Below are 13,727 nucleotides of genomic sequence, written 5' to 3' on the forward strand. Positions count from 1 at the left end.
TAACCACTCGCTAACCATAAACTGGGCAAACTTTGCCGGGTTGCCGGCGCATGTTCGCCGGCGGCCGCTTTTTCGCCGTCCGGCCACCCGAGCACCGCCCCCGCATGACCGACACCACCGCCGCGTCCCCTGCCCCGAGCGCCTCGCGGTTTCCCAGCCTCGGCGACATCGGCAACAGCATCCGGCGCAGCGACCTTGGCCTCGCGATCGGCGTCCTCGTCATCCTGGTCGTGCTGATCCTGCCGCTGCCGGCGGTCATGCTCGACGGCTTCCTCGCCATCTCGATCATCCTGTCGGTGCTGATCCTGATGACGGCGCTGTTCATTCACGTGCCGCTGGAATTCTCCGCCTTCCCGACGGTGCTGCTCGTGACGACGATGTTGCGGCTGTCGCTCAACCTCGCCTCGACGCGCCTCATCCTGTCCCACGGTCATGAAGGCACCGACGCCGCCGGCCACGTCATCCAGGCGTTCGGCAACTTCGTGATGGGCGGCAATTTCGTCATCGGCATCATCGTCTTCGCCATCCTGGTGATCGTGAACTTCGTCGTCATCACCAAGGGTTCGGGCCGCATCGCCGAAGTCGCCGCGCGCTTCCACCTCGACGCCATGCCCGGCAAGCAGATGGCGATCGACGCCGACCTCTCCGCCGGCCTGATCGACGAGACCGAGGCGCGCCGCCGCCGCAAGGACCTCGAGGACGAAGGCGGCTTCTTCGGCGCCATGGACGGTGCCTCGAAATTCGTGCGGGGCGACGCCATCGCCGGCCTGCTCATCGTCTTCATCAACGTCATTGGCGGCATGATCATCGGCATCGCGCAGCAGGGCATGCCTTTCGCCGAAGCCGCGCATACCTATACGCTGCTCACCGTCGGCGATGGCCTCGTCAGCCAGATCCCGGCACTGGTCGTCTCGACCGCGGCGGGCCTCTTGGTGTCGAAGGCCGGCGTCACCGGTGCCGCCGACAAGGCGCTGATGAAGCAGCTCTCCGGCTATCCGAAGGCGCTCGGCATGTCGGGTGCGGTGATGGTGTGCATGGCCTTGCTGCCGGGCATTCCGTTCCTGCCTTTCGTCATGCTTGGCGGCGGTGCCATCGGCCTTGCCACGCTCACCGCCCGCCGCACCAAGGAAGTCGCGGCGCGCGAAGCCGGCAAGAAGCAGACCGAGGCGCAGGCGGCGGCCCAGGTGGCGGAAGAGCCGATCTCAACCGCGCTCAAGATCGACGACCTCAAGGTCGAACTGGGTTACGCGCTCCTACCGCTGGTCAATGCGCCCGACGGCACCGACCGCCTGACCGAGCAGATCAAGGCGCTGCGTCGCTCGCTCGCCAGCGACATGGGGTTCGTAATGCCGGCGGTGCGTATCCTCGACAACGTGCATCTCGACGCCAACAGCTACGTCATCAAGATCAAGGAAGTGGACGCCGGCACCGGCCGCGTCTGGGCCGGCCAGTACATGGTCATGGATCCGGCGGGCGGCCAGGTGCGGCTGCCAGGCAATCACACCACCGAGCCGACATTCGGTCTGCCCGCGACCTGGGTCGACGCCGCCATCAAGGACGAAGCGGCGATGCAGGGCTACACCGTGGTCGATGCCGCCACCGTGCTGTCGACGCATCTCACCGAACTGCTCAAGGGCAACATGGCGGAATTGTTGTCCTACGGCGAAGTGCAGAAACTGCTCAAGGAACTGCCCAAGGAACAAGGCGAACTGCTCAAAGACATCACGCCGTCGCTCATCAATACATCGGGCATCCAGCGCGTGCTGCAGATGTTGCTCGCCGAGCGCGTATCGATCCGAGACCTGTCGACCATCCTCGAAGGCATCGCCGAAGGTCTTGCCTCGACGCGCAACCCGACGATGCTCACCGAGCATGTGCGCATGCGCCTGTCGCGCCAGATCTGCGCGCAATACGCCAACCCGTCCGGTTACCTGCCGCTGATCGCGCTGTCGGCGAAGTGGGAACAGGCTTTCGCGGAATCGCTGGTCGGCCAAGGCGACGACCGCCAGCTCGCCATGCAGCCCTCGAAGCTGACCGAGTTCATCACCTTGGTGCGCCAGGCCTACGAAGCCGCGGCGCGCGAAGGCGAAGCCCCGGTGCTCGTCACCTCCGCCAGCATCCGGCCCTTCGTGCGCGGCATCGTCGAGCGCTTCCGCGCCCAGACGCCCGTGATCTCGCAATCGGAAATCCACCCGCGGGCAAGGTTGAAGACGGTGGGCAGCATCTAGCTTGCGAGCCGGTGCGCCCTCGTCTAATACCTCCTCGGGCGCTTTCTTCGCGCCCGGTGCCGCCGGTCCCAACCGGCCGTAAGCGTTCAACGTGAACCAACGCAATCAACCGCTTTCGGTCGTAACGACCGACGCCGGTTGGATTGCGTTTTTTATTGTTCGCGGCGCAGTCCATCTGACGACAAGCACCTTAAAAGGACTGCCATGACTTCCTCATCGACACGCGATCCGGCCGATCGCCGCCTGATCCTGCTCACCGCCGTACTCTTCCTTTCCTATCTCTGCATCGCCATGCCGCTGCCCATCGTGCCGGTCTTCGTGACCGCGCAACTGGGCTACGACAATGTCTGGGCTGGCCTTGGCGTCGGCATCGCCTTCGTTGCCACCATTTCCTCGCGCGGCATCACCGGCAGCTTTGCCGATCGGCGCGGCGCCAGGCTGGCGCTGCGGCGCGGCCTGATGTTTTACATCGCCGGCGCGCTGGTCGCGCTCATCGCCGGCCTGATCGCGGCAACGCCGCTCGCCGCCTATGGCCTGCTGCTCGCGGGCCGCCTGCTCATCGGCCTCGGTGAAAGCCTCGTCACGGTCAGCGTCGTGTCCTGGGGCGTCGGCATGGTCGGCCCGGCGCGCTCATCGCGCGTGCTGGCGCTGATGGGCGCAGCCATGTATGGCGCGCTCGCCGTCGGCGGGCCGATCGGCGTCATCCTGCTCGACACGCTCGGCTTCGCCGCGGCCATGGCGATCAGCGCCGTGCTGCCTGCTCTCGGCCTGCTGGTGACCTGGCGCATGCCCGGCGTACCGGCGCATCCGGATGCCGAGCGGCCGTCCTTCCTCAGCGTCATCGGTCGCATCTGGTGGCATGGCTCGATCGTCGGCCTGCAGGGCATCGGCTTTGCCGCGATCGGCGCCTTCTTCGTGCTCTATTTCCGCGACCAGCACTGGGCCTATGCCGGGCTCGGCCTCACCGCTTTCGGCGGCGGCTTCGTGCTGGTGCGTATCCTCTTCGGACACATGCCCGATCGTTTCGGCGGCGTGCCGGTGGCCATCGTATCGCTCGGCGTCGAGACCGTCGGCCAGATCCTGATCTGGACCGCGCCACATCCGGGCTTTGCGCTGGCCGGCGCTTTCCTGACCGGGCTCGGCTGTTCGATGGTGTTTCCGGCGATGGGCCGCGAGGTCATCCGCCTCGTCGATCCGCATCTACGCAGCACGGCGCTCGGCGGCTTCGCCGCGTTTCAGGATATCGCCTATGGCCTCACCGGCCCCATTGCCGGTCTCGTCGCCGACCGGGCCGGTTATGGCAGCGTGTACTTGATAGGCGCGGTCGGGGCCGTGCTCGGCTTCCTGATGGCCGTCTCTTTGCACCGGGCTGGCAAGGCAAACGCAGGCGGCGGGCCTGGCCCCAACTAGGTACTTTCACCGAGTAGGCAATCCGCAGGGCCTTGCCATATTCGCGGTATGAGCCTCCCTGAGCACAACACCTCCCACGCGCCCGCGCAGAGCTGCTGCGGGGCGCCGATGACTCTGGTCCGGATCGATCCAAAGGTGAGCAGCTTTCCGGAGTTGCGCACCTTCCGCTGCGACAATTGCAGGGATGTCAGAACGATCGAAACCGGGCCGGCTGTATCGCAGTGATACGACCCCGCCCGCCTCACACCGGCGGGTCGTAGCCCGGCGCCTTGAAGATGGTGTCCAGTTTGCCCGCGATTTCGGGCCGATAGACCTGCGCGCGCCAGTCCTCCGGCTTGACGTCCTCGATGCCCACCGAGATCGACTTCTCGCTCGATCCCAGGGTCTCGATCATGGCCTTGGTCAGGGCCTCGGCAAGCCGCACCTTGTCGGCATCGGAGCGCCCGGCGTACATTTTCACCACGATATGGGGCATGATTTTTGTCCTCGTTGCCGGCGCTGACTATATCCGGAATAATCCCTTTAGTCGCAAGGCATTAACTACGCCACCAGCGGTAGCCGCCGGGTTTCCGATATGTCGCGCAGGCCACTGGATTGCCGCAGTTTTATGACTATATAGAGCGTTCAAATCTGTGCCGGTTTGCCCGCTTGGCCCGGCTGCTCTGGAGACATCATGAAGACCATCGATTTTTCCGCGCCGGCGGAGTTGTTTCCGTCGCGTAACCGCAAGGTCGCGAGCAAGGTTCGCTACCGTCGCTTCGACAAGGCGTCGGAAGCCATCCGCTTCGCGGTCGAGGAATTGCCGGAAGCCCAGCTGCTCGGCGCCTATATCGAAATCAACGAGGCTCGCCTGAGCCACCAGGACATCAAGGCGCTCTATGAGAGCGAATCCTATCCGCTCAAGCGCGCGGCGAACGCCTGACGCCCATCTCGCTAATATAAACAATACAAAAAATCGCCCGGCCATCGCGCCGGGCGTTTTCTTTTCCAGCACTCGATGCGCCGCCGGGCGCCGGGACTGCCTCCAAAATAATTAAAAACAATTCATCTGAACCGCGGCGCAGGATGAGCGCCGGCGCGGCGTTTAACTGATGAACGCAGGAACTGCCGCGATGCGGAATGCCGCGCTGCCGCAACGTCCGCGATCACGCGCTTTCACCGTTCCGTGAAAGAGGGCGCGGAACCGCCCGGCAATCCTTACGTTAATGGAACACGGAATTTGAACCTTTTCGCCGGGCCCCGCCACTCATAGGCGGAGCACCTGGAGGACGATGAGATGAACTGGTCGATGTACACGGCCGATCGCACCACCCACCTCAAGATCGTGGTGGTCGGCCTTTTCGCCGCGCTGCTGATCGCCGTCATTGGCATCGCGGCGACGCAACTTAATCTCGGCACCGACGTTATGACCGCGAAGGGGCCGCAGATTTACAAAGCCGGCCAGCCGGTGGTGCTGACCGTGCGCGAGGGCACGACGATCCGGTGACCGTCCGCCGACTTTCTGACTGGACGACGACTGCTGACGTATGACGACTGAGACGACTGACTGAACCTCCCCAAGACTGGACGCGCCGCTTTGCCGGCGCGTTTTTTTTCGCGTGCACGAGCGCAGGTTCCGACGCGGCGAATGATCGCGCCAGGGCGCGGCAACCGGCCTTGAATCGCCGGGCAAAAGCCGCAGGGTGGTGAGAAGACCGAATCAGCCCGGGACCGTTCATGCTGCGCCGCCTCGTTACCGCCGCCCTGCTCTCGCCACTCGCCGTGATGCTGCCGGCCTGCGCCGGCGGATTGCCGACCGGCTCCAGCGTCGCCATCGCCAGCGACTACGAGGCCAAGCGCGCGGCCTGGGAAGCGGCGCGCCGGCCCTATGAAGCGGCGGCGGAAGCCTATTGGGACGCAGTGAGCGACAAGCGCCGTATCCGCAATGCCAAGCGCCGAACCAACGAACCGATCCTGCTCGACGACTATGTGCTGGAGCAGCCGCCGATCTATTCCGGCCCGCCACGCCCGATCGACCCGAACGCGCCGCCGGGACCCAAACCCGGCGAGCCGCCGCCGATCCCCGTCATCGCCGACTTCCTGCGGCACGCCAGGACGCAGTTCGGCTTCGTGCCCGACCAGCCGGCGAGCGAGCTCGACTTCAAGCGCGCTTATGCGCGCTACGCGCTCGCCGCGGGCCTGACGCGCGAGCAGATCGTCGGCGTCTATGCCTTCGAGACCGGCGGCAACGGCACCTACGACACGCAGGCCGGCGTGACGCCCAAGCGCGCCACCGCGATCTCGCCGGCGGTCGGTTACAACCAGATGCTGTCGACCAATTCGGTATCGATGCTGGCCGAGCATGCCGACATCGTGCTTGCCGCGATGCGCCGCAAGGAAAGAACGCTGCAGGGCGAGGCAAAGCGCGCCATGGTCCGCAAGATCGAGGCGGTCAAACGCATGATCGCCTATGCCAAGTCGGTACCGGGCAAGTGGAGCGAATACGACAAGCTCGCCAAGCAAACGCCGGGCGGCATGGGCATCCACGCGATCGTGCTCGACATCGACATCGGCCCTGTGGTGCAAACGCAGAAGCTTTTGAACTCCGTGCTATTCGCGCGCATGAAAGGCTATCGCACGCCGCTCACCGCGCCCGAGCTCGAACTGATGAACCTGACCGGCGATTCCACCGGGCTCGACATGGTGACCATGCCGGCGGAATTCCGCAGCAAGGTGCCGACCTCGAACTTCTTCCAGCGCAACGGCTACGAGCGCAATCCGGTAGCGCGGCGCACCGGCGTGGTCGGCAATCTCATCGCCGACATCGACGGCAAGATGCAACGCGGCGCGCAGGCCGCCGGCTCGAAGGAATTGGCGGCGGCGGCGAATTGAGGCGTTGCGCCGTCCTCAATCCAGCAGCGCGCGCGGCAGCCAGGTCGAGATCGCCGGGATGTAGGTCACCAGCATCAGCGCGATGAACATTGCGATGTAGAACGGCCAGATCTTGCGGGTCACCTGCTCTATCGACAGTTTCGCCACCGCGCAGCCGACGAATAGAACCGACCCCACCGGCGGCGTCACCAGACCGATGCCGAGATTGACGAGCATGATGATGCCGAAGTGCACCGGATCGACACCGAAACTCGTGACCACCGGCAACAGAATCGGCGTGCAGATCAGGATCAGCGGCGCCATATCCATCAGCGTGCCGAGACACAACAGGAGGATGTTGATCAGGAACAGGATGACGTATTTGTTGTCGGAGATGGTAAGGAAGAACGCCGTCACCTTCGCCGGCAACTGTGCCAGCGCCATGATGTAGCCAAAGCTCGACGCAAAGGCGATCAGCATCATGACGAGGCCGACCGTCTTCATCGTGCGGTGCACGAGCAGATGCAGGTCGCGCCAGCGATAGTCGCGGTAGATGAACATCGTGACGAAGAAGGCCCAGACACAGGCCACCGCCGCGGCCTCGGTAGCGGTGAAGACGCCGCCGAGAATGCCGCCGGTAATGATGATCATGGTGACGAGGCCCCACATGGCCTCGACCGCCGCCGTTATCGCCTGCCTGAAGGGCACCACTTCGCCCTTCGGATAGTTCTCCTTGTAGGCAATGATCAGCACGAGAATGGCGAGCGACAGACCGAGCAGCAGGCCCGGGAAGAAGCCGGCAACCAGCAGATGGCCGATCGAAACAGAACCGCCGACTGCCAGCGAATAGATCACTGCGTTGTGGCTCGGCGGAATGAGGATGGCCTGAACCGAGCCGCAGATCGTTACATTGGTGGCGAAGACGCGCGAATAGCCGGCCTTCTCCATCTGCGGGATCATCACCGAGCCGATCGACGAGGTATCGGCGACGGACGAACCGGAGATGCAGCCAAACAGGCTCGAGGCGCAGATATTGACCAGCGCCAGACCACCGCGGATGAAACCGACAAATATGCTGGCGAAAGCGATCAGACGCCGCGCCATGCCGCCTTCGGCCATGATGGCGCCGGCCAGCACGAAGAAGGGAATAGCGAGCAGCGAAAACTTGCTGATGCCGTCCGAGATTTTCAGCATCACCGCTTCGAGCGGAATGTCGATCCAGAAAGCGCCCACCAGCGCCGCGGCGCCGAGCGCATAGGCGACAGGCACGCCTATGGCGATCAGTACGAACAGGCTGCCAAGCAGAATAAGGGCTTCCACGTTTCTCTCCCGGCTTTCAGTCGGCGCTGACCGGTTCGCGATGGACGAGCGAGTTCTCGTCCGGCGGACCGATCCAGACCTGTTCGATAATGAAAAGCAGCGTGATGAAGCCGCCGACGGGAATCGGCAGATAGGTCACGCCGACCGAGAGAAACGGAAACTCCGCGATGGTATTGCTCCAGGTCACATCGACGAGCTTGATGCCCCAGATGACGGCGAACAGGCTGATCGCCGCCATGACGCCGTCACGGGCGTAGCGCGCGGCACGGCCGCCGGCGGGCGGCAGCGCGTCAACCACCATCGTCACCGCGATATGGACGCTGGCGCGGTAGCAGGCGGCGCCGGCGATAAACGTGAACAGGATGATGAGAAGAACCGCCAGTGGCTCTGGCCAGGACGAGGCGCTGTTGAGGACGTAGCGGGTGAACACGCCGTAAGGGATGATCAGCGTCACGATGACAAGGCACAGCCCCGCGACCATCGCACAGATGAAATACAGGGCTTCCATCGCCCTGGCATAAGCAGCCTTCATGGCCCCGCCCCGAATATTTCCACAGTGATGATGCAAGACCGGCGCCGGTGGAAAGCCGGCGCCGGCCCGCAGGTGCGTCAGGTTACTTCACGTCCTGAATGCGCTTGACCAGGTCAGCATACTTGGCGCCGTACTTGTCCCAGACCGGCTTCACCGCGTCCTGGAAGGGCTTCTTGTCGGCGATGGTGATAACGTTCACGCCGGCGGCCTTGATCTTGTCCATCGAGACCTTGACGCGGGCGTCCCACAGCTTGCGCTGTTCGAGCTGGGTTTCCTTGCCAAACTTCAGGATCAGGGCCTGATCCTCCTTCGACATCGCATCGAAGGCCTTGCGCGAGAACACCAGGATTTCCGGAATGATCAGATGTTCGGTGAGGGTGTAGTGCTTGGCGATCGGGAAGTGGCCGAACGAATCGTAGCTCGGCGGGTTGTTCTCCGCGCCGTCAACGACGCCGGTCTGCAGCGCGTTCATCACCTGGTCCATGCCCATAGCGACGCCGTTGCCGCCGAGCGCATTGGCAGTGTCGACGAAGATCGGGTTGCCCATCATGCGGAACTTGAGGCCCTTGAGGTCCTCAACCGACTTGATGTCGCGCACCTTGTTGTAGAAGCTGCGGGCACCGGCATCCATCCAGGCTAGGCCGATCAGGCCGGTCTTCGGGTTGTCGGTGATCTTCTTCAAGAGTTCGTCGCCGATCGGGCCGTCGATCACCGCGCGCATATGCTTCACGTCGCGGAACACGAACGGCATGTTGAAGACGTTGAGATCGTCGACCACCGAACCGACCGGGCCGACGCTGACGCGGGCGATCTGCAGCGCGCCGATCTGGGCCTGTTCGATCATTTCCTTTTCGCCGCCGAGCTGCATCGACGGATACATCTGGATCGACAGGCGGCCGTTGGTCGCCTGCTCAAGCTTCTTGCCCATCTGCACGACTGCTTCGACGGTCGGATAGCCGAGCGGATGGACGTCGGCGGCTTTCAGCACGGTCTTCTGGGCGAGCGCTGGACCAGCAAGCGTTACCGCGGCGGCGACAAGGCCCGCGGTCAGAATCGTTCTGCGTGTTTGCATGATGTGTCTTCCTCCCTTGTATTTCTTTTCGTGCGAGCTAGCGTTTCCGAAGACGCGCCGATTGATCGGCGGGGGGCCTCGTGCTACTCATCAGGTCATATGATGACCGGAGCGGCCGGCGCCGGTCAAGGTGGTGGACTGTCCGATTGAATAAAAATCTTTCCCTCCTCAAACCGATCGAGGCGCCGCGCGGCCTCACCGCGGAGATCGTGGCGCGGCTCACCGCCGACATCATCAGCGGCAAGCTGCTGCCCGGTTCGCGCCTGCCGACCGAACAGGAAATGATTGCCGCCACAGGCGTTTCGCGCACGGTGATCCGCGAGGCGGTTGCCGCCTTGCGCGCCGACAAGCTGGTGGTCAGCCGCCAGGGCATTGGCACCTTTGTCGCCGAGAAGGTCCGCCGGCCGTTCCGTGTGGAATTCGACGAGCACTCATCGCTCCGCGACGTGCTCAACGTCATGGAGCTGCGCACCGGCATCGAGGTCGAGGCCGCCGGGCTCGCGGCCGAACGCGCCACGCCGGCCCAGATCAGGAAGATCACCGAGCGCTTCGAGGCTATCCAGACCGCGATCGACGCCGGCGAAAACGCCGTCGATCAGGACTTCACCTTTCACTGCGAGATCGCCGAGGCCACCAACAATCCGCAGTTCAAGGTTTTTCTCGAATATCTCGGCAGCGTCGTCATTCCGCGCCAGACCGTATGGGGCCGCAGCGCGCCGCTGCTTCGCCGCAACAATCTCACTTTATTCCAGCGCGAGCACGCCAAGATCTTGTCCGCGATCCGCACCCACGATGTCGCCAAAGCGCGCACCGCCATGCATGCGCATCTCGGCGCCAGCCGCGATCGGCACCAGAAACTGGCGGCGGAGTTGGGGATCAAATAATTATGAAACTACTCGTTACCGGCGCCGCCGGCGGTATAGGCACGCGGCTGCGGCAGATGCTGCCGGCGATCTACAAGGACATCCGCTGGAGCGACATCAGGAAGCCCGACGACCTCGCCGCCGGCGCCAAATTCGTCGCCGCCGATCTTGCCGACATGACGCAGGTCGAGAAGATCGTCGACGGCATCGACGGCATCGTCCATCTCGGCGGCTTCTCGGTCGAAGGTCCTTGGGAGACGATCCTGCAGGCCAACATCATCGGTACTTATAATCTGTTCGAGGCGGCGTATCGCGCCGGCGTCAAGCGCGTGATCTTCGCCACCTCGAACCACGCGGTCGGCATGTATCCGCGCGCGCAGAAGATCGGCGTCAATGTCACCGTGCGGCCGGACTCGCGCTACGGCGTTTCCAAGTGCTTCGGCGAGGCGCTCGGCGCGATGTATGCCGACAAGCACGGCCTGCGCGTCACTTGCATCAGAATCGGCAATTTCGGCGACAAGCCGATCGACCAGCGCCGGCTGTCGATCTTTCTGCACCCGGAGGACCTGGTGCAGCTCCTGCGCATCGGGCTCGAGCATCCAGAAATCAAATACGAGATATTCTACGGCGCCTCCGACAACGCCGCCGCGTGGTGGGACAATTCCAACGCCCACAGGTTCGGCTACCGGCCGAAGCACAAGGCCGAGGACTTCCGCGCCGAGGCGATGGCGGCGCAGGCCAAACTGCCGCCCGATCCGGTGGGCGACACTTTCCAGGGCGGCGCCTTCTCCAGCGCCGAATACGACGCCGACAAGCGGCAGTCCTGACCCAAAAAGCTACGCTTTCGCCGGCACCCTCGGTGGCGAATTCGGCAATGCGGCGGCCCGCCCCGGTGTGCTAGGGTTCCCGGCCATGGATCACATTGCCGGGACTGCCGAATTGCTCGATCGCGCCTCAGACAGACAGGGTTCACTCACCCTCCCCGCCGACATGTTCGGCTACCGCCTCCTCGCCGACCCGCGGCTCAACAAGGGCACCGCCTTCACCGAGGACGAACGCACCGCCTTCCGCCTGCACGGCCTGCTGCCGCCGACCGTCGTCAGCATCGACGACCAGGTCAATCGCCGCCTGCACGCCTTCCGGGAATTCCACACCGACCTTGAGCGCTACGCCTTCCTGCGCGACCTGCAGGACACCAACGAAACGCTTTACTACGCGCTGCTCGGCCGCCACGTCGAAGAGCTTTTGCCCATCGTCTACACGCCGACCGTCGGCGCCGGCTGCGCCTCCTTCAGCCGGCTCTTCCGCAAGCCGCGCGGCGTCTTCCTGTCGATTCCACATCGCTCGCGCATCCGCGAGATTCTCGCCAACCCTCAATTCGACAAGACCGAGGTCATCGTCGTCACCGACGGCGAACGCATTCTCGGCCTCGGCGACCAAGGCGCCGGCGGCATGGGCATCCCGATCGGCAAGCTGGCGCTGTATACCGCGTGCGGCGGCATCGGCCCGGCGACCGCGCTGCCGATCCTGCTCGATGTCGGCACCGACAATGAAGCCAATCTCGCCGATCCGCTCTATATCGGCTGGCGACACAAGCGCGTGCGCGGCGAGGAATATGACTCGTTCGTCGCCGAGTTCATCGCCGCGGTGAAAGAGCGATGGCCGCATGTCCTCCTGCAATGGGAGGACTTCGCCAAGGCCAACGCCACGCGCCTGCTCGAGCGCTATCGCGGCCAGCTCTGCAGCTTCAACGACGATATCCAGGGCACCGCCGCGGTCGCGACCGGCGCGCTGCTCGCCGCCATCAACGTCACCGGCGAGCCGATGGAGCGCCAGCGCATCGCCATTCTCGGCGGCGGCTCGGCCGGCTGCGGCATCGCCGGGCTGTTGATGGAAGCGATGGTCGATGCCGGGCTCAATCCGGAGGACGCCGCCAGCCGCTTCTATTTGGTCGACAAGGACGGCCTGCTCGTCGAGGGCATGAACGACATCGTGCCGTTCCAGCGCGCCTTCGTGCAGAAGCGCGAGGCGGTCGCCAAATGGACGCTCGGCAATCCGAGCCGCATCTCGCTGCTCGATGTCATCTACAATGCCAAACCGACGGCGCTGATCGGCGTCTCGGCGCAGGCCGGCGCCTTCACCGAAAGCGTGGTGCGCGGCATGGCGCACATCAACAAGCGGCCGATCATCTTCCCGCTGTCGAACCCGGTATCCTGCGCCGAAGCCAACCCCGCCGATATCGAGCGCTGGAGCGAAGGCCGCGCCGTGATCGGCGCTGGCTCGCCGTTCCCGCCGCTCAAGCGTGGCGGCCAGCCTTTCGCGGTCGACCAGACCAACAACTCCTACATCTTCCCCGGCGTCGGTCTCGGCACCATCGCGACGCGCGCGACCCGCATCACCGACACCATGTTCATGGCCGCGGCCAAGGCGCTCGCCGGCATGTCGCCGGCGCGCCACGATCCCAACGCCAATCTTTTGCCGCGCGTGACGCAGCTCAGCGACGTCGCCATCGACGTCGCCATCGCCGTTGGAAAACAAGCTTATACCGAAGGCCTGACCGAGGGCATCGACAGCAAAGCCGATGTCGAAGAAGCCGTGCGCACTAAAATGTGGACCCCGCGCTATCTGGCTTATCAGCGTTCCATGGCCGGCCCCTATGTCTGAGGCGGCGGGCCGGCCTCAAGCCACTGGGCGAACAACTGCGCGACGAAATGACGGGACGCTGAGCGCATGAACAAAAGCGACTACCCATCCTGGGCGATGGACACCATCCGTTTCGCCGACACCGACAAGCTCGGCCACGTCAACAACGCCGCGTTCTCGACCTTTCTCGAAACCGGCCGCACGCATTTCCTGCTCGATCGGGAGAAACCGCTCAACCAGCCGGGCACAAGTTTCGTCATCGCCAAGCTGATTCTCGACTTCAAGGCCGAGATGCACTGGCCCGGCCAGGCGCATATCGGCACGCGCTGCAAGAGCATCGGCCGCTCGTCTTTCGTACTGGAGCAGGTCATTCTTCAGGACGACACCGTCGCCGCGCTGGCCGAGACGGTGATGGTGATGTTCGATGAGACCACGCGCAAATCGACGCCGCTGTCGGACATCGCCATCGCGCGGCTGAAGGAGATTCAGGTGGTTTCATGATGCGCGCTGTCATTGTCGCGATCGCATTGCTCGCCTCCCCCGCGCTCGCCCAAGATATCCGCGGGCTCGAGGTCTGTACCGCCGAAAAGCAGATGGAGCGGCGTACCTCCTGCCTGCAGGCCAATACCGAATTCCTGCATCAAACGCTCGATCGCCAGCAGCGCGAGGCGCGGCGGCAGCTCGCCGCCTCGGATGCCGAGATCGCGGCGCTGAAATCGCGGCTGGCAAAGCTGGAAGACGAACTGGCGCAGTTGAAAAAAGCCGCGGCGGCCAATAAACCGGCCGCCGACAAGAAGTAGCCCACGGGC

At 64.2% G+C, this 13,727-nt stretch carries 15 protein-coding genes; 10 read left to right on the plus strand and 5 right to left on the minus strand.

Annotated features, from left to right (window positions below):
• The first annotated feature begins 104 nt into the window (after positions 1–104).
• Both flhA and E8Q40_RS17745 read left to right on the plus strand, forming a co-directional pair.
• Entirely contained in the window at positions 105–2,228 is a 2,124-nt protein-coding gene (gene flhA / locus E8Q40_RS17740) for a flagellar biosynthesis protein FlhA (protein ID WP_137045802.1), read from the plus strand.
• Between the two features lie 204 nt (positions 2,229–2,432).
• On the plus strand, positions 2,433–3,638 hold the full coding sequence (locus E8Q40_RS17745) for an arabinose transporter (RefSeq protein ID WP_137045803.1): 1,206 nt from the start codon (positions 2,433–2,435) through the stop codon (positions 3,636–3,638).
• Between the two features lie 241 nt (positions 3,639–3,879).
• On the opposite strand, the gene E8Q40_RS17750 is transcribed toward E8Q40_RS17745, so the two are convergent.
• Positions 3,880–4,113 (minus strand): tautomerase family protein, encoded by a 234-nt coding sequence (locus E8Q40_RS17750; RefSeq protein WP_137045804.1) that lies wholly within the window; start codon positions 4,111–4,113, stop codon positions 3,880–3,882.
• Between the two features lie 198 nt (positions 4,114–4,311).
• On the opposite strand from E8Q40_RS17750, the gene E8Q40_RS17755 reads away from it, so the two are divergent.
• Positions 4,312–4,560 (plus strand): hypothetical protein, encoded by a 249-nt coding sequence (locus E8Q40_RS17755; RefSeq protein ID WP_137045805.1) that lies wholly within the window; start codon positions 4,312–4,314, stop codon positions 4,558–4,560.
• Here E8Q40_RS17755 and E8Q40_RS17760 read toward each other — a convergent pair.
• Positions 4,538–4,774, minus strand: a complete 237-nt coding sequence (locus E8Q40_RS17760) for a hypothetical protein (protein WP_137045806.1) — start codon at positions 4,772–4,774, stop codon at positions 4,538–4,540. The two genes, E8Q40_RS17755 and E8Q40_RS17760, sit on opposite strands and share 23 nt — an antisense overlap.
• 140 nt (positions 4,775–4,914) lie before the next feature.
• Here E8Q40_RS17760 and E8Q40_RS17765 point away from each other — a divergent pair, with 140 nt between their 5' ends.
• Positions 4,915–5,124, plus strand: coding sequence for a hypothetical protein (locus E8Q40_RS17765; RefSeq protein WP_137045807.1), 210 nt, complete (start codon positions 4,915–4,917; stop codon positions 5,122–5,124).
• Between the two features lie 230 nt (positions 5,125–5,354).
• Positions 5,355–6,509, plus strand: a complete 1,155-nt coding sequence (locus tag E8Q40_RS17770) for a hypothetical protein (protein ID WP_137045808.1) — start codon at positions 5,355–5,357, stop codon at positions 6,507–6,509.
• A gap of 15 nt (positions 6,510–6,524) precedes the next feature.
• Here the strand turns inward: E8Q40_RS17770 and E8Q40_RS17775 are convergent, their stop codons facing one another.
• The 3 genes from E8Q40_RS17775 to E8Q40_RS17785 form a co-directional block, all read right to left on the minus strand.
• Positions 6,525–7,808 carry a TRAP transporter large permease gene (locus tag E8Q40_RS17775; RefSeq protein WP_137045809.1) on the minus strand — a complete coding sequence of 428 codons (1,284 nt, stop codon included), beginning with the start codon at positions 7,806–7,808 and terminating at the stop codon, positions 6,525–6,527.
• 16 nt (positions 7,809–7,824) lie between these two features.
• On the minus strand, positions 7,825–8,340 hold the full coding sequence (locus E8Q40_RS17780) for a TRAP transporter small permease (RefSeq protein WP_137045810.1): 516 nt from the start codon (positions 8,338–8,340) through the stop codon (positions 7,825–7,827).
• 82 nt (positions 8,341–8,422) lie between these two features.
• Positions 8,423–9,412, minus strand: coding sequence for a TRAP transporter substrate-binding protein (locus tag E8Q40_RS17785; protein WP_137045811.1), 990 nt, complete (start codon positions 9,410–9,412; stop codon positions 8,423–8,425).
• A 146-nt stretch (positions 9,413–9,558) separates the two neighbouring features.
• Here E8Q40_RS17785 and E8Q40_RS17790 point away from each other — a divergent pair, with 146 nt between their 5' ends.
• The 5 genes from E8Q40_RS17790 (at position 9,559) to E8Q40_RS17810 (ending at position 13,718) form a co-directional block, all read left to right on the plus strand.
• Positions 9,559–10,296: a FadR/GntR family transcriptional regulator gene (locus E8Q40_RS17790; protein ID WP_246662899.1), complete on the plus strand. Its 738-nt coding sequence runs from the start codon at positions 9,559–9,561 to the stop codon at positions 10,294–10,296.
• A gap of 2 nt (positions 10,297–10,298) precedes the next feature.
• Positions 10,299–11,102, plus strand: a complete 804-nt coding sequence (locus tag E8Q40_RS17795; RefSeq protein ID WP_370455202.1) for an NAD-dependent epimerase/dehydratase family protein — start codon at positions 10,299–10,301, stop codon at positions 11,100–11,102.
• An 85-nt stretch (positions 11,103–11,187) separates the two neighbouring features.
• Positions 11,188–12,939 (plus strand): NAD-dependent malic enzyme, encoded by a 1,752-nt coding sequence (locus tag E8Q40_RS17800; RefSeq protein ID WP_246662900.1) that lies wholly within the window; start codon positions 11,188–11,190, stop codon positions 12,937–12,939.
• Positions 12,940–13,005: 66 nt separating this feature from the next.
• Positions 13,006–13,419, plus strand: a complete 414-nt coding sequence (locus E8Q40_RS17805; RefSeq protein ID WP_137045812.1) for a thioesterase family protein — start codon at positions 13,006–13,008, stop codon at positions 13,417–13,419.
• Positions 13,416–13,718 (plus strand): hypothetical protein, encoded by a 303-nt coding sequence (locus E8Q40_RS17810; protein ID WP_246662901.1) that lies wholly within the window; start codon positions 13,416–13,418, stop codon positions 13,716–13,718. The genes E8Q40_RS17805 and E8Q40_RS17810 overlap by 4 nt, the downstream gene beginning before the upstream one ends.
• Positions 13,719–13,727: the final 9 nt, after the last annotated feature.

The organism is Pseudolabrys sp. FHR47 (assembly GCF_005153485.1).
Lineage (GTDB): Bacteria > Pseudomonadota > Alphaproteobacteria > Rhizobiales > Xanthobacteraceae > Pseudolabrys.